Annotated in this window: 17 protein-coding genes and 1 pseudogene; 13 read left to right on the forward strand and 5 right to left on the reverse strand. The window is 62.6% G+C overall.

The genetic code is table 11. The features are described 5' to 3' along the window. The 4 genes from X773_RS63625 (at position 1) to X773_RS63640 (ending at position 3,311) form a co-directional block, all read left to right on the forward strand. Positions 1–1,299 (forward strand): MFS transporter, encoded by a 1,299-nt coding sequence (locus X773_RS63625; protein WP_156937395.1) that lies wholly within the window; start codon positions 1–3, stop codon positions 1,297–1,299. A gap of 184 nt (positions 1,300–1,483) precedes the next feature. Further along, a complete protein-coding gene (locus tag X773_RS63630) occupies positions 1,484–1,921 on the forward strand; it encodes an EF-hand domain-containing protein (protein ID WP_023678693.1) in 438 nt (145 codons plus the stop codon). A gap of 492 nt (positions 1,922–2,413) precedes the next feature. Beyond that, positions 2,414–2,767 carry a DsrE family protein gene (locus X773_RS63635; protein WP_023678695.1) on the forward strand — a complete coding sequence of 118 codons (354 nt, stop codon included), beginning with the start codon at positions 2,414–2,416 and terminating at the stop codon, positions 2,765–2,767. 4 nt (positions 2,768–2,771) lie between these two features. Next, positions 2,772–3,311, forward strand: a complete 540-nt coding sequence (locus X773_RS63640) for an aminotransferase class V-fold PLP-dependent enzyme (protein ID WP_198023597.1) — start codon at positions 2,772–2,774, stop codon at positions 3,309–3,311. Positions 3,312–3,753: 442 nt separating this feature from the next. Here the strand turns inward: X773_RS63640 and X773_RS63645 are convergent, their stop codons facing one another. The 3 genes from X773_RS63645 to X773_RS63650 all read right to left on the reverse strand — a co-directional run bounded on the left by X773_RS63645 (position 3,754) and on the right by X773_RS63650 (position 6,335). Continuing rightward, positions 3,754–4,512 carry a hypothetical protein gene (locus X773_RS63645; RefSeq protein WP_023678697.1) on the reverse strand — a complete coding sequence of 253 codons (759 nt, stop codon included), beginning with the start codon at positions 4,510–4,512 and terminating at the stop codon, positions 3,754–3,756. Then, on the reverse strand, positions 4,506–5,513 hold the full coding sequence (locus X773_RS76555) for a hypothetical protein (RefSeq protein WP_156937396.1): 1,008 nt from the start codon (positions 5,511–5,513) through the stop codon (positions 4,506–4,508). The genes X773_RS63645 and X773_RS76555 overlap by 7 nt, the downstream gene beginning before the upstream one ends. 132 nt (positions 5,514–5,645) lie before the next feature. Then, the gene (locus tag X773_RS63650; protein ID WP_023678699.1) at positions 5,646–6,335 is read right to left on the reverse strand and encodes a DUF899 family protein; all 690 of its coding nucleotides are present in this window, start codon (positions 6,333–6,335) and stop codon (positions 5,646–5,648) included. An 11-nt stretch (positions 6,336–6,346) separates the two neighbouring features. Between X773_RS63650 and X773_RS76560 the strand changes: the two genes are divergently transcribed. Next, positions 6,347–6,517 carry a hypothetical protein gene (locus X773_RS76560; RefSeq protein WP_023678700.1) on the forward strand — a complete coding sequence of 57 codons (171 nt, stop codon included), beginning with the start codon at positions 6,347–6,349 and terminating at the stop codon, positions 6,515–6,517. 150 nt (positions 6,518–6,667) lie between these two features. On the opposite strand, the gene X773_RS79340 is transcribed toward X773_RS76560, so the two are convergent. Then, positions 6,668–6,829: a hypothetical protein gene (locus X773_RS79340; RefSeq protein ID WP_023678701.1), complete on the reverse strand. Its 162-nt coding sequence runs from the start codon at positions 6,827–6,829 to the stop codon at positions 6,668–6,670. Positions 6,830–6,879: 50 nt separating this feature from the next. Between X773_RS79340 and X773_RS77470 the strand changes: the two genes are divergently transcribed. Beyond that, positions 6,880–7,221 (forward strand): hypothetical protein, encoded by a 342-nt coding sequence (locus X773_RS77470; protein WP_280952122.1) that lies wholly within the window; start codon positions 6,880–6,882, stop codon positions 7,219–7,221. On the opposite strand, the gene selD is transcribed toward X773_RS77470, so the two are convergent. Continuing rightward, positions 7,172–8,248, reverse strand: coding sequence for a selenide, water dikinase SelD (gene selD / locus X773_RS63660; protein ID WP_031212232.1), 1,077 nt, complete (start codon positions 8,246–8,248; stop codon positions 7,172–7,174). The genes X773_RS77470 and selD overlap by 50 nt on opposite strands. Positions 8,249–8,726: 478 nt before the next feature. Between selD and fdnG the strand changes: the two genes are divergently transcribed. The 7 genes and pseudogenes from fdnG to selB all read left to right on the forward strand — a co-directional run. After that, positions 8,727–11,813 (forward strand): formate dehydrogenase-N subunit alpha, encoded by a 3,087-nt coding sequence (gene fdnG, locus X773_RS63670; protein ID WP_156937397.1) that lies wholly within the window; start codon positions 8,727–8,729, stop codon positions 11,811–11,813. A 12-nt stretch (positions 11,814–11,825) separates the two neighbouring features. After that, entirely contained in the window at positions 11,826–12,776 is a 951-nt protein-coding gene (fdxH, locus tag X773_RS63675) for a formate dehydrogenase subunit beta (protein WP_023678705.1), read from the forward strand. Beyond that, positions 12,763–13,461, forward strand: a complete 699-nt coding sequence (locus X773_RS63680) for a formate dehydrogenase subunit gamma (RefSeq protein WP_023678706.1) — start codon at positions 12,763–12,765, stop codon at positions 13,459–13,461. The genes fdxH and X773_RS63680 overlap by 14 nt, the downstream gene beginning before the upstream one ends. A 114-nt stretch (positions 13,462–13,575) precedes the next feature. Beyond that, complete coding sequence (gene fdhE, locus X773_RS63685; RefSeq protein WP_023678707.1) at positions 13,576–14,496, forward strand: formate dehydrogenase accessory protein FdhE; 921 nt, start codon at positions 13,576–13,578, stop codon at positions 14,494–14,496. Positions 14,497–14,503: 7 nt separating this feature from the next. Further along, positions 14,504–15,925, forward strand: coding sequence for an L-seryl-tRNA(Sec) selenium transferase (gene selA, locus X773_RS63690; protein WP_023678708.1), 1,422 nt, complete (start codon positions 14,504–14,506; stop codon positions 15,923–15,925). Further along, entirely contained in the window at positions 15,912–16,700 is a 789-nt protein-coding gene (locus tag X773_RS63695; protein WP_023678709.1) for a tetratricopeptide repeat protein, read from the forward strand. The genes selA and X773_RS63695 overlap by 14 nt, the downstream gene beginning before the upstream one ends. Continuing rightward, positions 16,697–18,532, forward strand: a pseudogene (gene selB / locus X773_RS63700) (selenocysteine-specific translation elongation factor); the annotation flags it as partial. The gene X773_RS63695 and the pseudogene selB, both read left to right, overlap by 4 nt. Positions 18,533–18,650: the final 118 nt, after the last annotated feature.

Raw genomic sequence — 18,650 nt, forward strand, 5'->3', positions numbered from 1 at the left:
ATGAGAGTGGCAAAATCGGATTCTCGGTCGGCGAGCTCGGCAGTCAGGCTGGGCCTTAGAGAGAACTGGCCGCAGTTCGCGCTGCTCATCCTGATCAACGCCTTCGTCGGCGGCATGGTCGGGATCGAGCGCACCGTTGTGCCGCTCATCGGCGCCGAGGAGTTCCACATCACCTCGACGACGCTCGTCGTCTCCTTCATCATCAGCTTCGGCCTGGTGAAGGCCTTTGCCAATCTCGTCTCCGGGCAACTCGCCGATATCTGGGGCCGCAAGCGCGTTCTCGTCCTCGGCTGGCTTGTTGGCCTGCCGGTTCCCTTCATGATTATCTGGGCGCCGAACTGGGAATGGGTCATCGCCGCCAACGCGCTTCTCGGCATCAACCAGGGGCTTGCCTGGTCGATGACGGTGATCATGAAGGTCGATCTCGTCGGACCGAAGTCGCGCGGCTTGGCCGTCGGCCTCAATGAGTTCGCCGGCTATCTCGCCGTCGGCGTGACCGCGTTTCTGACTGGCTATGTCGCCTCGCGATATGGCTTGCGCCCGGCGCCGATCTATTTCGGCATCGGCTATGCAATGCTGGGAGCCGCGTTGTCGATCCTGCTGGTGCGCGATACGCGAGACCATGTCCGGCTGGAGGCCTCCTCGCACACGCAGAAGGCTGCGCCGATCCGTTTCCGGGAAGTCTTCGCGCTCACGTCGTTCAAGGACCGTAATCTCTTCGCCGCCTCGCAGGCCGGCCTCGTCAACAACCTTAATGACGGCATGAGCTGGGGTATCTTCCCGCTGTTCTTCGCCTCCTTCGGCCTCGGCGTCGAGCGCATCGGCATTTTGAAGGCGATCTATCCCGCGACGTGGGGCATCTTGCAGATCGCAACCGGCCCCTTGAGCGACCGTTGGGGCCGCAAGGGCCTGATCGTCGCCGGCATGTGGGTGCAAGCCGCGGGCCTGTTCCTCACGGCCGCAACACGCCAGTTCGAGTGGTGGCTCCTGGGCAGCCTGTTACTCGGACTGGGGACGGCCATGGTCTACCCGAGCCTGATTGCGGCCGTCTCTGACGCCTCGCATCCAACCTGGCGCGCCCGCTCGCTCAGCGTCTATCGGTTCTGGCGGGATCTCGGCTACGCGATCGGGGCGCTGTCGGCGGGCCTTATTGCTGACTTTTTCGGGCTCTCGTACGCAATCGCTTCTATCGCCGCCCTGACGTTTCTCTCCGGGTTGGTCGTGGCCCTCGTGATGCGCGAACCTGATCTTTCGCGCACGCCTACGGAGCCGCATCCGTCTTCGAGGCGAGCAACATGACGATGATGGCAGATCGAAGTCCGACTGGCCGAGCAGTTGATCCGGCACAAATTCGCCGCGCTGCTTTTGACCTAGACTGCGGTTCAAATCGCGACCGCGACTTGCCGGTTTTTGCGTTTGGAAGCCGCAGCCGCAAGCGGGTTGGAACGGGTTCCGCAGAGCTCTGCACAAGAAGGAGGTTCCCATGACGTTGACTGCACTATCACGCGCGACTGCGTTAGCTGCCACCATCGCCACCGGCATGACGGCCGCAGACGCCGGGCAAACAACCGCCGTCGACCCGCACCACCCCGATTCGAGGACTGCACAGGCCACCCCACCTGCTGAGCCTGGAGATGCGGCGGGACAGGACCAAGGAGCACAGCCCGCTCAGCCCGGCATGATGCCTCCTGGAATGATGGGCCAAGGCATGATGGGTCAAGGGATGATGGGAGGCATGCCAATGATGCGCATGCACGGGCACATGATGAAGATCATGTTCGCCATTGCCGACACGAACGGCGACGGCGGGCTTTCCTTCGAGGAGATTACGACCATCCAAAAGCGAATCTTCGAGAAGGTCGACGCAGACAAGGACGGCAAAGTGACGCCCGAGGAGGTTCAGACCTTCATGCGGGAGTAGCCGCACGACGGGCGCGGGCGAGCTTCGCGGCCGCGCCGCCCATCCAATGCTGATCCATGAAGAAGGTTCTGGTTCCGATATTCGTCGCTGCGGGCGCGGTCCTCGCGCCAAATGCTCTGTGGGCTCAGGCACCTTCGGACGCCGAACGATACGCACGCGGGCCTCATATGATGGGGTGGGGTGGAGGCTGGCCCATGATTTTCGGGCCGCTGTTCATGATCCTCTTTCTCGCTGTGCTGATCGCGGCCGGGTCCCTCTCGTCCGCCGGGTCGGCGGCCCGTGAAGACAACGGCGCCACCGCATCACACGCTGCCGGGCCGCACGCCGCTCGACATTCTCAAAGAGCGCTTTGCGCGCGGCGAGATCGACAAATAGAGTTCGAGGAGCGGCGCCGCGTTCTCGGCGAATAGGGCGGGCTCGTCGCACGGCTGATGGTTGCGGAAGTCGCCTTTTGATGGAGGCGCATTCGAAGAACCGAAGAAAGGGACACCTGTGCAGATCCTGTTCATCCTGAATGACCCGCCCTATGGCACCGAGCGGTGTTACAACGGCCTGCGCCTGGCTCTTGCTCTCATCAAGAACGAGCGCGGAACCGGAGTCACAGTGTTCCTGATGGCCGACGCCGTGGTGGCCGCAAAGGCGGGTCAGAAGACTGCCGACGGCTACTACAATGTCGAGTGCATGCTGAAGGGGGCAATTGCCGGCAAGGGACAGATCTTGCTGTGTGGCACTTGCATGAACGCGCGCGGCCTGACTGAAGCCGATCTCATGGCTGGTGCAAGGCGCAGTACAATGAATGAACTCGCGGCCGCCACCATCGCCGCCGACAAAGTACTGGTGTTCTGATCCGATGGCTCAGATCTATCTCGACTACAACGCCAGCACGCCGATCGATCCGGCGGTGGCAACGGCAATGCAACCCTTCCTCGACGAAGCCTTTGGCAATCCGTCCAGCGGCCATTGGGCGAGCACGCCGGCAAAGGCCGCACTGGAGCGCGCCCGCGGCCAGGTCGCCACGCTGCTCGGCGCGGCGCCCGACGAGATCGTGTTCACAAGCGGCGGCAGCGAGGCCAATAACCTTGCCATCAAGGGCACGTTCTTCGCGCTCAAGCACAAGCGCGAGCACATCATCACCACCGCCGTCGAGCATCCCGCCGTTCTCGCCTCCTGTCGGTTTCTCGAGCGGCTTGGCGCGACGGTGACATATCTGCCCGTCGGCTCGACGGGTCGGGTCGATCCCGAAGCCGTGCGCCGTGCCATCACCCCGCGCATCGTCCTGATAAGCGTCATGCACGCCAACAACGAGGTCGGCACGATCCAGCCGATCGAGGACATCAGCGCCATCGCCCGGGAGCACGACATCCGCGTTCATACGGTTGCGCTTCGGTAAGTCTGCTTCCCACCCAATTGATACCTAGAACGCTCGATCGCGGTATATTCCCAGCCCATGCGCCGACCGGCTCGGTCGCGCCACTTCCTGACTTTCACGACAACAGCCGACAAGGTCGTGTTGCACTCCCTGCAGATCTTCACGATCGGCAGATGGTGCGGGCGGGGTTTGATGAGCAGGCTTTTCGACGGGACATGATCCTCGTTTGTGTCGAGGCCCGCAAGCGGCCGCGCGCAAGGATGCACCACGAGTTCTGACGGTCATCGACGAATTCCTCGACCTCGTGCATGTCAAACCTCACTTGGCAGGCGATGTCCGAAGAGGCAGCACCAAGCTGCGCAGCACGTCTCTGCCATATCTCGTCATCGGCTCACGAGAAGTTTCGCCAAGGAACCCGTCTAGCGCCGCCTTTCGGGAATCGCGGTCGAGAGCGGAGGTTAGTCTAATTCAAATCGTAGACCGAACGAAGAAGACCGATGGTCTCGTCGCGAGAGAGCGGCACATCGAACGCCTTGGGGTCCAGAGTATCGTCGGCTTGAGCAAGTTCGAGGAATTTTCGCAGATCCTCGCGGATCGGGTCGGCCAGCTTGATTGAGGCGTCTCTGCGCAGCAACTGGACCAGGCGGAAGACATCGTTGCGATGTTTCTTGATGTTCTTGCCATCGATCTTCTCGCCTGCCTCTGCGCGTTTGGTCAGATCGAGAAAGGCGCGGGACTTGAACGGAATGAGCAGTGTTTCGTCTATGACCGTGACGCCATCCACCTTGCGTTTCGCGGCCTGCAGCGCCTCGTAGTAGCCCTCGTCGAGGAGGATCGCCGAGAGACTGACGATGTCCTCTTCGACGGGGATGGGTGTGAGCGCTGCGTCCTCCGGAAGCTCGAGAGCCCCCGGCTTGCGCGAAAAGAGTTCGATCATGAACGGGAAGCTTTGGTCTTCCGGCTTGTGGAAGCGATAGAATTCCTTCTTGCCATCGCTGCGCTCCCGCGCCTGATAGACGCCTGCATCAAGAAACGCCTTGAAAGCCGCGCCGAATGCGGGATCGACCACCTCGACACAGAGCACCATGTCGATGTCTTTGGTCGCTCTGAACGGAAGACCGGCCGCATCGAAGAGCAGGTCGCACGCGGCCCCGCCGATGATCGCGTAGTGATCCTCATGTTGGGCGAAATGCTCCCGGAACTTCTCGATGCCGGCTACCATGCGATGTTCTCCAACAGATGTTCTGCCGCCATGGAGACACGCTCGTCACGGTGGTCCCTGAACTGCGCATAAAGTGACAGCGGGTCCACGGTGTCGGTATCAGACAAGGCGGCAGGGTCGTACGACCATGTTTCGATGACGAGTTCGGCTTGATCGCGGGAGGTTTCAACAAAGCCGGAGGCTTGCGCGATGGCTTTCCAGTTGCCGGCGGCGACGGCGTAGGTAATTATCGACGGCCGGGACAAATCGGTCAGCGCGGCAAGCGCCCATTCGCCCCCCTGCTTGAGCGGTGCCTGGGAGTGATCGCCTCGGACGAATTTCACCGCGCGTACCGGGCTGCGGAGGAGATCGCGCGCTGCCTCGAACAGCTGGCGTCCTTCCGCCTTGAATCGGATGTGTCTTTCCTTGCCGTGCTTTTCGGTGTGTGCGAGGCCCGATGCAGCCAGATCGTCGAAAGCACGACCGATCGACATTGCCGAGTAGCGCAGTCGCGCGGCAATGAGCGACGGGATCATCGCCTTGTCGGCGTGCCGCAAGAGATGGTCGAACAACACAGCTTGCGCCGCCGGTGATAGACCGTCGTCATGCCGCTGTCTGGGGGCCCGAAAATGCTCACGCAAATCCATGGCGAGGTCAGGGATGTAGAGCTGGTTCCCGGGAACGACGAACGGGACGCGTTGACCGATCAGGCGTGCGCGGTTGTGTGCGCTCAGTGATGGAGCAGCGAATATGACGATTGCGTCAATCGAGTTGCGGACCAAACCGACGTGCTTGGTAATGTCGGAAGGGGTAGCGGCACTGTCCAGGGCGGCAAGGAAGACGCACCGTCTTCCCGCTATCCGCGCTTCGTAGAAATGGTAGGCCCGATCGAGGAATGAAGGAAGGTTTTGTGGGGCTGTAGATTCCTGAACCCGAACGTGGTCATGAAGCGTATCTCCGAGATAGCGCTCAAGCGTCTCAGCGAACGCTCCTTCAGTGCTGATCCGGTCACGTTCTAACATTGATCTGCACGCTAACCTCGTTAGTGTTATTATGCAAGTGTGATGTTAGAAGCAAATCAGGCAGCAGCTCCGTCCTATGGGGATTACATGACCGCATCGATCAGGCGGGCGTGCGCACCGAAGTTGCGGATGTCACGGCTTTGGCACGAACTCGAGCAACGGCGCGTAGGGCGGCCCCACCAGCGGCGGATAGCGGCGGTAGGTGTTGTAGACCGCTCCGTCCTCCATCGCGAAGACGCTCCACCCTGCGCTCACCGACACGGCCGACTGGAGGTCCGGCGCACCGACGTCGTCCCGGTAATCCTGCAGCCATTGCGGCGCCTCGCGGAGCAGCTGCCCCATGTCGAACTCGTCGCGGGCGATTCCGGACATCTCCTCCCGGCGGAATGCGAAGCCGTAGTCGAACAGGAAGTCGTCGCCGCAGGCCGACACGTAGGGTATCGTCCACCCGCGCTGTGCCTTAGTTGCCATCAGCTTCTCCAGCGGCGCCAGCGACATCGCGATGAGCGTCACGTCGCGGTCGTTAACGTGCGTGATCATGCCGCCCAGCCCATCGCCGACCGAGGTGCAGCCCGGGCACGCCATCTTCCAGTCTTCCCCGAACATCAGGTGATAGATGAGGAGCTGCGAGCGGCCATCAAACAGCTCCGGCAAGGATTTGAGCCCGTCGTCGGTGGCGAAGGCGTAGTGCTTCTCGACCGGAACCCAGGGCAACTCACGCCGCTGCTTGGTGACGCGCTGTTCGTGCGCCGCCAGCTCCTGCTCGGCCGCCAGCAGCTCCTTGCGGGCGGCCTGCCACTCCTGCTCAGTCGCGACCTTCATCCGATCTTCCTATGTTCGACCTCGTCCTTGTTGAAACCGCGCGGGAGCAGAAATCTCATCGGCACCTGGAAGTCGACGGCCTCCGCGACCCGTCCGTCCTCGAGGTGCAGGACGCACAGGGCGAACGGATGGTAGCCCGGCTCGCCCGGCGGGCACAGGTACACCGCGACGGCGGGCTGTAGGTTCGCCGCGGCGGGGACAAGGAGATGCGGCCCGGGCGCGGCGTGCTTGTCGCTGCCGCGGCGGAACGCGTCAAGGCTGTCGTACCACTTGCGGACGCGGGCCAGTCAATTTGCGAACCGCGATAGTAGCGCCGGCGCTGTCGCCGGCACTCACGCCGACGTTACAAGTTTGCACGTCGTGCATTGCACGCCAACGGTGTTGGACTGATCGATATTGACGACACCCCTCGTGCCGAAATCCAGATCGCTGACAGTCTGAACTTTGCCTTCAGCTTGGATCATGTTGCGCACGGTCAAGTTGCCGGTCGCCATGGCGGCAAACGCCGGTCTAGCCAGCACAATCGGGGCAAGCGCTGCGATACTTGGCGGGAAAAATTGGTTCGATCACGCGTTCCGAACGCATGGCCAAATGGAACGAGATGCTCCGGATAGAGGAGCTGATGTTTCAAGCTCGTGCCTGGCGCCCAGTCATGATCTGGCGAACTCAGGCTCGCTCGAATCATCCGGTCACCAAAGCAGTCGCAGCGTTCGCCGCCAATCCAGCGTGGACAGGGCAGGCGGCGTCTTTGCCTGCCGATCCAGTGGTGGCAGGAGGTGGAGTGCCGCGGACTGGAGGGCGCGCCCCGTCATCTGGCGGGGAAGCGGAGCGGCCGTTCAGGCCTCTACTACTATTGTCGGCGCGCCGGGTCTGGCATGGCCGATGATGCGAGCCAAAGGATAACCTTCCGCGACGATCCTCTCGACGAGCGCCGCTGCGCGGTCGGTCTCGCAAGCAACCAGCAACCCGCCCGAAGTCTGTGGATCCGTGAGAAGATGGCGTCGCCACTCGGGCATGCCGGGAGGTAAGCTTACCGCGTCGCCATAGCTCGCCCAGTTGCGCCGCGATGCGCCGGTGACGTGGCCGTCGACCGCGAGCGAGGCAGCTTCGGAAAAGAGCGGCACGTCGTGGCTGCAAATTATCAGCGTGCACCCGGAACCGCGTGCCATCTCGAGGGCATGTCCGAGCAAGCCAAATCCGGTCACGTCGGTGACGGCGTGGACGCTCGCGTCCTGCGCCAGCTCCGATCCGATCCGGTTGAGAAGGGTGGTGGAGGCGATCATTTCGCGATAGCCGCTCTCGGAAAGCGCCTGCTTCTTGATGGCGGCGGAGTAGATGCCGACGCCGAGCCCTTTCGTCAGGATCAAGGCGTCACCCGGCCTGGTGTCAGAATTGCGTCGGATATCTCCGGGTCGGCATGTGCCGATGACTGCGAGGCCATAAATCGGCTCCGGCGAGTCGATCGAGTGGCCACCTGCAACCGGGATTCCGGCGTCGGCGCAGACAGCTTCGCCACCTTTCAGGATTTCGCGGACCATGAGCATCGGGATCTTGTCGAGAGGCATCCCGAGGATCGCCAGCGCCATGATCGGCCGGCCACCCATCGCATAGATATCGGACAGGGCGTTGGTTGCGGCAATCCGGCCGAAATCGTAGGGGTTATCTACCATAGGCATGAAGAAGTCGGTGGTCGCGATGACGCAAGTCGCGCCGTCGAGTTGCCAGACTGCCGCATCGTCGCCGGTCTCCGTGCCGACGAGAAGCTGATGATAGGGACTGGCAGCCGCCGGATTAGCGAGAAGCTGCTGCAGCACTGACGGTGCCAGCTTACAGCCGCAACCGCCGCCATGGGCGAGGCTGGTCAGGCGCACAACGGGCGCATCGGTTTTTTCGGGCGAGAGGGCGATTGCCATAGTCGTCGAGCCTCCTCTGCTGGCACGCTTTAGTAGGGATCAAGGTCAACCGGAATGGAAAATACGATCGCGCCAACGCACGGCGCGTTTGGAGCACGCTTGCTCTCAGCGGATTTCATTAAGTTAGGAAAGGCAAGCACCGTATCCGGCGTGCGAGGCATCGCCGTCATTGGGTATCGATCGAAAGGCGCCCCGACCCGCGGGAGCTGTTTCACCACCACGCTTTACTGTATGGTAATGCGTTCGTTTTCGTCAATCGCAGTCGCGGTTACGAAAAGATGACAAGAATATTCAACAATAATACACAAAGCCGATTTGCGGGCACACGCCTGTTGCAGGAAGGCGGTTCGGAGGGGCACTTTTGCTGCACCGTACGCACCTCGTTCTTTGGCATTGATTTTATTTGGTCCGAGACTAGTTAGTCGGATTGACCGTTGGTTCGAGTTGCCTTGTGGGGCATCGGCTTCGGGAGGAACCCATGAACATCGATCTTTCTCGACGCGCGTTCCTGCAAACAGCAGGCGCGGGTCTCGCCGGCACTACGCTTGGAGCCCTCGGCTTCGGCGATAGCGAGGCCGCCCACGCGGCCGCTATACGGCCCTTCAAGCTCGCGAACACCACCGAAACACGCAACACCTGTCCATACTGCTCGGTGGCTTGCGGCATAATCTTGTATTCGAAGGGCGATCTCAGAAAGGGCGAGCCGGCCGAGATCACCCATATCGAGGGTGACACTGATCATCCGACCAATCGCGGCACCTTGTGCCCCAAAGGGTCGGCCCTGCTCGGATTTGTCAAGTCGCCGACCCGTCTGCAACATCCGATGATCCGCAAACCGGGCTCGGACAAGTTCGAGCCGATAAGCTGGGAAGACGCACTCGGCCGCATCGCCCGTCTGATGAAGGACGATCGCGACAAGAACTTCGTTGCGACGAACAATGACGGCGTGACGGTCAACCGGTGGATCACCACCGGCTTCCTCGCCGCCTCGGCTTCGACCAATGAAACCGCGTTCGCGACCTACAAGGTGGTCCGCAGCGCGGGCATGCTGGTGTTCGACAACCAGGCACGTGTCTGACACGGCCCGACGGTGGCGAGTCTCGCCCCAACATTCGGCCGCGGCGCAATGACCAATTCCTGGACCGACATCAAGAACACGGATCTCGTCGTCATCATGGGCGGCAATGCCGCGGAAGCGCATCCTTGCGGCTTCAAATGGGTCACAGAGGCGAAGGCCAACCGCGGCGCCAAGCTCATCGTCATCGACCCGCGCTTTACGCGCTCGGCTTCGGTGTCGGATCTTTACGCGCCGATCCGCCAGGGAACGGACATCGCCTTCCTGCTCGGGCTGATCAACTACTGCATCCAGAACGACAAGGTGCAATGGGACTATCTGAAGGCCTTCACCAACGCGACGTATGTCGTCAAGGAGGGCTTCACCTATCAGGACGGCCTCTTCTCCGGCTATAACGAGGCGAAGCGAGACTATGACAAGTCCAGTTGGGACTATGACATAGGCACGGCCGGCTTTGCCGTTGTCGACGCGACATTGGCCAATCCCCGCTGCGTCTGGAATCTTCTCAAGAAGCATGTCGCGGTCTACACGCCGGAGATGGTCGAGCGCATCTGCGGCACGCCGAAGGACCGGTTCCTGAAGGTGGCCGCGATGGTCGCCGAGACATCGTCTCCGACCAAGGCGATGACCTCGATGTACGCGCTCGGCTGGACCCAGCACTCGAAGGGCTCGCAGAACATCCGCGCCATGGCGATGCTGCAGCTTGTTCTGGGCAATATCGGTATACGCGGCGGCGGCATGAACGCGCTTCGCGGTCACTCCAACATCCAGGGGCTGACCGACCTCGGGCTGATGTCGAACCTGCTGCCCGGTTATCTGACGCTGCCGACCGAGAAGGAGGTCGATCTGGCAGCCTACATGTCGACCCGAGGCTTCAAGCCGCTCCGGCCGAACCAGATGAGCTACTGGCAGAACTACAGGAAGTTCTTCGTAAGCTTCCAAAAGTCAATGTGGGGCAATGCGGCAACGCCGGAGAACGGCTTCGCCTATGACTACCTGCCGAAGCTCGACCTGCCGGGCTACGATCTGCTGCGGGCGTTCGAGCTGATGCACCAGGGCAAGATGAACGGCTATTTCTGCCAGGGCTTCAACCCGCTACAGGCAGCTCCGAACAAGAAGAAGGTGATCGAGTCCCTCTCGAAGCTCAAATACCTCGTCATCATGGATCCGTTGGACACGGAGACGGGCCGGTTCTGGGAGAACCACGGGCCGTACAACGATGTCGATCCGTCGCAGATTCAGACGGAAGTCTACCAGCTTCCCTCCACCTGCTTCGCCGAGGACGACGGCTCGCTGGTCAATTCGGGGCGCTGGCTGCAGTGGCATTGGGCCGGCGGCACGCCCCCCGGCGAGGCCAAACGCGATACCTGGATTATGGCGCAGCTCTATCTGCGCCTGAAGGAGCTCTACACCAAGGAAGGTGGCGCCTTCGCCGAGCCGATCGTCAAGCTCAACTGGCCTTATGCCGATCCCGGCGATCCGACGGCCGAGGAGCTTGCCCAGGAGATCAATGGTAGGGCGCTCGCCAGGGTAACCGACACGGCCGACCCGACAAAGGTGCTGGCCGAGGCCGGAAAGCTCTTGCCGGGCTTCGCCGCGCTGCGCGACGACGGCTCCACCTCCTGCGGCTGCTGGATCTATTCCGGCTGCTTCAACGAAAACGGCAACAACATGGCCAGGCGGGACACCACCGATCCTGACGAAACCGGCGCCTATTCCAAATGGGCGTTCTCATGGCCTGCCAACCGCCGCATTCTCTACAACAGGGCGTCGGCTGACCTCACCGGAAAGGCTTGGGATCCAAGCCGCAAGGTGATTGAATGGGACGGCACGAAATGGTCGGGCTACGATGTCCCCGACATCTTGCCAACGGCAAAGCCCGATCAAGTAGGCCCGTTCATCATGAATCCGGAAGGCGTCTCGCGCCTCTTTACCCGGGGCATGATGCGCGACGGACCATTCCCGGCGCATTACGAGCCATTCGAGTCGCCCATCGCGAACCCGATAGCTCCCAAAGTCCGCGGCAACCCCGCAGCGCGGGTGTTCGAAGGCGATATGGCCCAGTTCGCCGAATCGGCTTCGCAGGAGTTCCCCTACGCGGCGACCTCCTACCGACTGACGGAGCATTTCCACTTCTGGACCAAGCACGTCATCACCAATGCGGTGATGCAGCCGGAGTTTTTCGTGGAAATTTCGGAACAGCTTGCGGCCGAAAAGGGCATCACCAAAGGCGGCTGGGTGCGCGTCTGGTCGAAGCGCGGTTCCGTTGTGGCGAAGGCCATGGTGACCAAGCGGATCAGGCCGCTCACCTGCGATGGCAAGACCGTCCACATCGTCGGAATACCGCTGCACTGGGGCTTCACGGGAGCGGCGAAGAAAGGCTTTGGCCCGAACATGCTCACCCCCTTTGTCGGCGACGCTAACATCGAGACGCCGGAATACAAGGCGTTCCTTGTCAACATCGAGCCCATCGCCGGGCCGGTAGCGTAGGAGGAGTAAGCGATGTTTCCTCCACTTCCAAATCCTTCGACGACGGATACCGCACCGCGTTTTTCCGGCAAGGACCTCATCCGCCGCTCTGCCTCGACGGTCCCCGCGCCCGAGCAGCGATTGACAGAAGTCGCCAAGCTCATCGATGTTTCGAAATGCATCGGCTGCAAGGCATGCCAGACGGCCTGCATCGAGTGGAACGACACGCATCCGGAGATCGGCTTCAATGCCGGCGTCTATGAGAATCCTGCCGATCTGACGCCGGACATGTTCACGCTGATGCGCTACAGCGAATGGGACAATCCCGAGACGAACGAACTCGAATGGCTGATCCGCAAGGATGGCTGTATGCACTGCGCTGACCCGGGCTGCCTCAAGGCTTGTCCGGCACCAGGCGCCATAGTGCAGTATTCGAACGGCATCGTCGATTTCGTCCATGAGAACTGCATTGGCTGCGGCTATTGCATCAAGGGTTGCCCGTTCAACATTCCGCGCATCTCCAAAGTCGATCACACGGCCTACAAATGCACGCTCTGCTCCGACCGCGTGGCTGTCGGCCAGGGACCAGCCTGCGCCAAGGCCTGCCCGACCCAGGCGATCGTGTTCGGCACAAAAGACGAGATGAAACAGCACGCCGACGGCCGCATCAAGGACCTGAAATCGCGCGGCTATTCGAATGCCGGCCTCTACGATCCGCCCGGCGTCGGAGGGACGCATGTGATGTATGTGCTGCACCATGCCGACCAGCCGGAGCTCTATTCGGGTCTGCCGAAGGAGCCGAAGATCAGTCCGCTCGTGGAGGCGTGGAAGGGCGTGACCAAATATGCCGGCCTCACCATTCTCGGCGTGGCGGCCGGCGTCGGCCTGCTTCACCATCTGGTCATGGGACCGAACAGGGTCTCCGAGACGGATGAGGAGCATGCCGAAGAGCTGACGGAAGGCGACAACGATGGCCGCATATGACGTGAAGCCGAACGAGCAGGTACATCCCGGCAAGCCAGTCATCGTGGACCGCTACACGGTGAGCGCGCGGATCAACCATTGGATCACGGCGGCCAGCCTGATCCTGCTCGCCTTGTCCGGCCTTGCCATGTTTCACCCGAGCCTGTTCTTCCTGTCGGGGCTGTTTGGCGGCGGCCAGTTCACGCGCTTCATTCATCCATGGATCGGCGTCTTGCTCTTCTTCAGCTTCCTTGGGCTTTTCCTTCGGTTCTGGAAGGCCAATTTGTGGAGGCCCGAGGACGGAACGTGGCTCGCCCGTTTCCGTGACGTATTGTCCAATCACGAGGACAACGTCCCCGAAGTCGGCAAGTACAATGCCGGCCAGAAGCTCGTCTTCTGGTCAATGTCGATCCTTATCGTCATCCTGATTTCGAGCGGCATCGTCATCTGGCAACAATATTTCGCCGCTTACACCACGATCGGTCAGCAGCGGGTGGCGCTGCTTGTTCATTCGATCGCTGCCGTGGCGATCATCGGCGTCTGGATTATCCATTTCTATTCGGCCATCTGGGTACGCGGCACCATTCCCGCCATGACGCGCGGACGGGTGACCGGCGGCTGGGCTTGGCGGCATCATCGCAAATGGCTGCGTGAACTGATCGCAGGCAAACCGGACGGACGTTCGGGATCGAATCCCGCCGAATGAGCGGGTATTTGTTTTTACGCAATTCCGGACGGAAAACCGTTATACACTTTTCGTGGAATTGCTCTGGAGCAGTATCAAGCCGACCACGTGGCCCGTGAGGTTCGTGAGGTTGAAATGCCAAAGCAACAAGATCCGTCACGCCCTGACCCGACTGTAATCGGCGAGGTCTCGGCCCCACCCTTTGCGCGCCTGCCTGATCCGCGGACCTTGTTCATTCGCCGCTCCGAGCGATTGGATGTGTTGGCGGATGACCACCAGCTCGGCCCCTATCTCCGCTTCCTCTCTGCACTGACGGATGCGCAGCACCGCATCCAGGACGGCTTGCCGGAGATCGAATTGCCGACCGCGGAGGCGCGCGAGCGCGCACGAACCTTCGGTATGCCGCCGCTCGATCGCAACCAATCCACTTCGGATGCCGCCCTTGGAATGACGCTCGGCCGCCTGTTCGAAGTGGCAGCCACGATCGAAAAACCCAAGGCGGCCGCAGCCGCCTTGGACAGGCTGGCGAATATCGATGCGTCCGGGGTCGACTCTATGGTGCGCAATGTGCTCACCGATGCGATCCCAATGAACGCGCTTGCCGAGCATGTCTATGTCGCGGCCGCGCTGCAGGTTCACTTTGCCCGCCTCGCGGCATGTCTCGACAGCTCGAAGCTGGTTCCGGTTGCCGACGGCGCCTGTCCGGCCTGCGGTGGGCCGCCCGTATCCTCGATCATCGTCGGTTGGCACGGCGCACACGGGGCGCGGTTCTGCGTCTGCGCGCTGTGTGGAACATTGTGGAACCACGTCCGTGTCAAATGTACGCTGTGCGGCTCGACCAAGGGGATAGGCTATCAGGAAATCGAGGGAGGCCCTGGCACGGTCAAGGCCGAGACCTGCGATGCATGCGGCTGCTATGTAAAGATCCTGTACCAGCACAAGGATCCGGCTCTCGATCCGGTCGCCGACGACGTGGCGACGCTCGGCCTCGACCTGCTCGTCCGCGAGGGTGGCCATCGCCGCGGATCGTTCAATCCGTTCCTTGTTGGCTATTGAGGATACGATGACCGCTTCATCCGCAAACCCTTTGCGCAATCTTCCGTCGGTCGACCAAGTGCTGAGGACCCCGCTGGCGGCGGCCGCAATCGAGCGCTTCGGACGGCAGGCCGCGACGGAGGCCATTCGCCGAGCCGTCGCCGATGCACGAATGGCCTCCCGCAATGCTGCAGCCGTCGTGCCGGAGGCAAACGATCTTGCCGGCGACGCGCTCGTGCAGCTCAGGGGCGGCGAACGCTCTTCCCTGCGCCCCGTTTTCAACCTGACCGGAACGGTGCTGCATACCAATCTCGGACGAGCCCTCCTCGCGAAAGAGGCGGTCGAGGCTATTGGGCTGGCGATGCGCGAACCGGTGGCTCTCGAATTCGATGTCGAGAAAGGCGAGCGCGGCGAACGGGACGATCATCTTCGATCGCTCGTTTGCGAGCTGACCGGAGCCGAGGATGCAACCGTCGTCAACAACAACGCGGCTGCCGTGCTTCTCGTCCTCAACACGCTGGCGCTCGGTCGCGAAGCGATCGTTTCGCGAGGCGAGTTGATCGAGATCGGCGGCTCTTTCCGGATGCCCGAGATCATGACGCGCGCCGGCGCCAGGCTTGTCGAGGTCGGCACCACCAACCGCACGCATCGCAAAGACTATGTCGCGGCGATCGGCCCGGAGACCGGGCTCATCCTCAAGGTGCACACATCGAACTACCGGGTCGAAGGATTCACGGCCGAGATCCGGGCACCCGAGCTCGCTTCAATCGCAAAGGCGCATGGGGTACCGCTGGTCCATGATCTCGGTTCGGGCACGCTGGTCGATCTAGCCCGCTACGGCCTTGGGCGCGAGCCGACCGTGCGCGAGGCGGTCGCCGACGGCGCCGATCTCGTCACATTCTCCGGCGACAAGCTGCTCGGCGGTCCGCAGGCGGGTTTCATCGTCGGCCGCAGGGACCTGCTCGCAGCGATCAGCCGCAACCCGATGAAGCGGGCGCTCAGGGTCGACAAGCTTCGTCTGGCCGCGCTCGAGGCGACGTTGAAGCTCTACCGCGACCCCGACCGCCTGGCCGAGCGCCTGCCGACGCTAAGGCTGCTGGCGCGCCCGGTGAGGGAGATTGCAGCGCAGGCAAAGCGCCTTGCTCCCCTGGTTGCTGACGCCGTGGGCGAAGCCTTTGCGGTCGACACGGTGGAGTGCCGGAGCCAAGTCGGATCCGGCGCGCTGCCGCTCGAAACTGTGCCAAGCGCCGGGCTTGCTCTCAAGCCGCGCTCAGGGAGCGGCCGGGCGCTCGAAGCGCTTGCGGCTGCGCTGCGTGGGCTGGGCGTCCCCGTGATCGGGCGCATCGAAAACCAGGCGCTCGTGCTCGATTTCCGCTGCCTGGAAGACGAGGCGAACTTCATCGCCAATCTAGCTGGCTTAAATCTGGGAGGAACCGATGCGCTGGCTTGACCGCCTTGCGCGCCGCCCAGCCGAGACGCCTGTGGCCGCACGCATGACCGAGGCCCTCGAAGCCGCGCGGCGAGGCGATCATGCCGTGGCTCTCTCCATATGGGAGCCGCTGGCTCACCAGGGCGTTGCCCGCGCTCAGAACAATATCGGTGCCTGCTTCGCCGAAGGGCTCGGCGTCGAGCGTGATGCGGATATGGCCTTTCGCTGGCTGGCGCTCGCCGCCGAGGCAGGAGATCCTGTCGGGCAAAGGAACCTGGCGTCGCTCTATTTCCGCGGCGAAGGCGTTCAGCAGGACTTTCGCCGGGCGGCCGAGCTCTATCGGGCCGCAGCGGAAACTGGCGACGGACCGGCGCAGGATATGCTGAGCTGGATGCTGCTGGAGGGCGAAGTGATGGCTCCCGATGCCGGCGAGGCGCGACGCTGGGCGCTTGCCGCGGCCGATCAGGGCATCGCATCCGCTATGACCCGGATCGGCATGCTTTATCACAATGCGCTCGGCGTGCCGCGCGATCCGGACGAGGCTGTCCGCTGGTGGCGCCGTGCTGCCATGCGAGGAGACGCCGAAGGGCAGGCAATGCTCGGCGCCGCCTGCCATCTTGGTACGGGCGTGCCGGCTGACGCGGTCGAGGCGCTGGTTTGGCTCCTGCGTGCCGAGGCAGGCGGCAGCGCCCTTGCCCGCCGCTATCTGGCTGCGGTGCGGGCCGAATTGAGCGCGGGCGATGCCGCCGAGGCCGAGCGTCGCGCCGCCGCGCCGTTGCCGGAGACCGCATCATGATCGTCGGCACGGCGGGACATGTCGATCATGGCAAAACTGCGCTGGTGCATGCGCTGACCGGTATAAACACCGATCGTTTGCAGGAGGAAAAGACACGCGGCATGACCATCGATCTCGGCTTCGCCTATTTGCCGGTGCCGGGTGGGGATAGCATCGGTTTCGTCGATGTTCCCGGGCACGAGCGTTTCGTACACACGATGCTTGCCGGCGCCAGCGGCATCGACTTCGTGTTGCTCGTGGTGGCCGCCGACGACGGCGTCATGCCGCAAACCCGGGAGCATCTCGCCATCGTCGATCTGCTCGGTGTCAAGCGCGGCGCCGTCCTGCTCACGAAATGCGATCTGGCCGGTCCCGAGCGCCGCACCGCGGTGGCGAGCGATATCCGCTCGGTGCTTGCCGGGACGATGCTTGCCGAGGCCCACCTGATTCCCGTCTCGGTCGTTACAGGCGAAGGTATCGATGAACTCAGGTATCTCTTGTTCGAGGAGGCGTCGCATCTTGCCCGGCGTGCAGTTTCGGGCCGTTTTCGATTAGCGGTGGACCGCTCGTTCACGCTGCGCGGCGTGGGCACCGTCGTGACGGGCACCGTGCTTTCGGGTTCTCTCGGTATTGGGGACAACGTGGTCGTAAGCCCGTCGGGATTGCTTGCGCGGGTCCGATCGATCCACGCCCAGAACCGGCCGACTGAACGTGGTCGGTCGGGAGACCGTTGCGCGCTCAATCTGACCGGCGAAAGGGTTTTCAAGGAGGCGATCCGGCGCGGCGACGTAATTGTCGATCCGAAGCTTCACGCGCCGTCGGGCCGGATCGATGCAAGCCTTCGCGTTCTGCCGGGTGAACGCAAGCCGATCGGCCAATGGTTTCCGGTGCGGCTCCACCATGCCGCGACGGAGGTCGGGGCACGCATCGTACTCCTCGGAGACGAACCGATCGAGCCTGGCGGCACGGCCAATGTTCAATTGGTGCTGGACAGTCCGATCGCGGCCGCTGCCGGCGACGTTTACGTGGTGCGCGACACCTCCGCGCAGCGAACCATCGGCGGCGGACATTTTCTCGATCTGCGGGCGCCCAGCCGCAAACGCCGCGCGCCGGAACGGCTGGTCCAACTCGATGCCCATGCGCTATTGGCGCCCGAACTGGCCGCCGCCGCACTCCTTGATGCGCCGCCCCACTATTTCGACCTGAAGGCTTTCGCGCGCGACAGGGCGCTTAGTGACTGCGAGACGGAAGGCCTGATCGATCAACTCGGGCTTGTCCGTTTTGCCGTCGGAGAAATGCTCCTCGTGCTGTCGCCGGAGCGCTGGTTGCGATTCAAGCGCGACTTGGCCGCGACCCTGGAGACCTTCCATGCCGACAATCCGGATTTGCCGGGCGTAGGAATGGAGAGACTGCGTATTGGGCTTGATCCACGTCTGCCGGCGCCCGCTTTCACGGCAGTTCTGCGGAGCCTTTCGCACGCTGGAGAAGTTGCCTTGGACGGCGCCTGGGTGCGGCTGCCCGGTCATGAGGCGCACCTGACGGCAAAGGATGAAACTCTCTGGCTGCAAATCCAGCCTCTCATCGGCGGACCCGAACGGTTCCATCCGCCGAGAGTGTGGGATATTGCCGAGGTGCTGGCCGCGCCGGCGACGGAAATCCGGCGGCTTCTGAAGCTTGCCGGCCGCATGGGGAAGGTCCACGAGGTCGCTCATGACCACTTCTTCCAGCGCCAGGCGTTGGCGCAGATCATCGAGATCGCGCGCGACCTCGCTGCGTCGATGCCCACAGACGAGTTCACCGCTGCTCAATTTCGCGATCGCGTGGGCAGCGGACGCAAGGTCGCCATCCATATCCTCGAATTTCTCGATCGGCACGGCGTGACGCTGCGGCGGGGAGACTTGCGCCGTCTGAACAGGCGCAGGCTGGACCTGTTCCGCCTGACAGGCGAGGGTGAGCCGCCGATGGCGCAAA

It is taken from the genome of Mesorhizobium sp. LSJC280B00, from assembly GCF_000502835.1.
GTDB lineage: Bacteria > Pseudomonadota > Alphaproteobacteria > Rhizobiales > Rhizobiaceae > Mesorhizobium.

Bases quoted from the DNA above. Each gene is read 5' to 3' on its own strand.
- selD (WP_031212232.1), bottom strand. From the start codon at position 8,248: ATGGCAATCGCCCTCTCGCCCGAAAAAACCGATGCGCCCGTTGTGCGC.
- X773_RS76555 (WP_156937396.1), bottom strand. From the start codon at position 5,513: ATGTTAGAACGTGACCGGATCAGCACTGAAGGAGCGTTCGCTGAGACG.
- fdxH (WP_023678705.1), top strand. From the start codon at position 11,826: ATGTTTCCTCCACTTCCAAATCCTTCGACGACGGATACCGCACCGCGT.
- X773_RS63630 (WP_023678693.1), top strand. From the start codon at position 1,484: ATGACGTTGACTGCACTATCACGCGCGACTGCGTTAGCTGCCACCATC.
- X773_RS63645 (WP_023678697.1), bottom strand. From the start codon at position 4,512: ATGGTAGCCGGCATCGAGAAGTTCCGGGAGCATTTCGCCCAACATGAG.
- X773_RS63695 (WP_023678709.1), top strand. From the start codon at position 15,912: ATGCGCTGGCTTGACCGCCTTGCGCGCCGCCCAGCCGAGACGCCTGTG.
- X773_RS63680 (WP_023678706.1), top strand. From the start codon at position 12,763: ATGGCCGCATATGACGTGAAGCCGAACGAGCAGGTACATCCCGGCAAG.
- X773_RS63640 (WP_198023597.1), top strand. From the start codon at position 2,772: ATGGCTCAGATCTATCTCGACTACAACGCCAGCACGCCGATCGATCCG.
- X773_RS76560 (WP_023678700.1), top strand. From the start codon at position 6,347: ATGTTCGACCTCGTCCTTGTTGAAACCGCGCGGGAGCAGAAATCTCAT.
- X773_RS63650 (WP_023678699.1), bottom strand. From the start codon at position 6,335: ATGAAGGTCGCGACTGAGCAGGAGTGGCAGGCCGCCCGCAAGGAGCTG.
- selA (WP_023678708.1), top strand. From the start codon at position 14,504: ATGACCGCTTCATCCGCAAACCCTTTGCGCAATCTTCCGTCGGTCGAC.
- fdhE (WP_023678707.1), top strand. From the start codon at position 13,576: ATGCCAAAGCAACAAGATCCGTCACGCCCTGACCCGACTGTAATCGGC.
- X773_RS63625 (WP_156937395.1), top strand. From the start codon at position 1: ATGAGAGTGGCAAAATCGGATTCTCGGTCGGCGAGCTCGGCAGTCAGG.
- X773_RS79340 (WP_023678701.1), bottom strand. From the start codon at position 6,829: ATGGCGACCGGCAACTTGACCGTGCGCAACATGATCCAAGCTGAAGGC.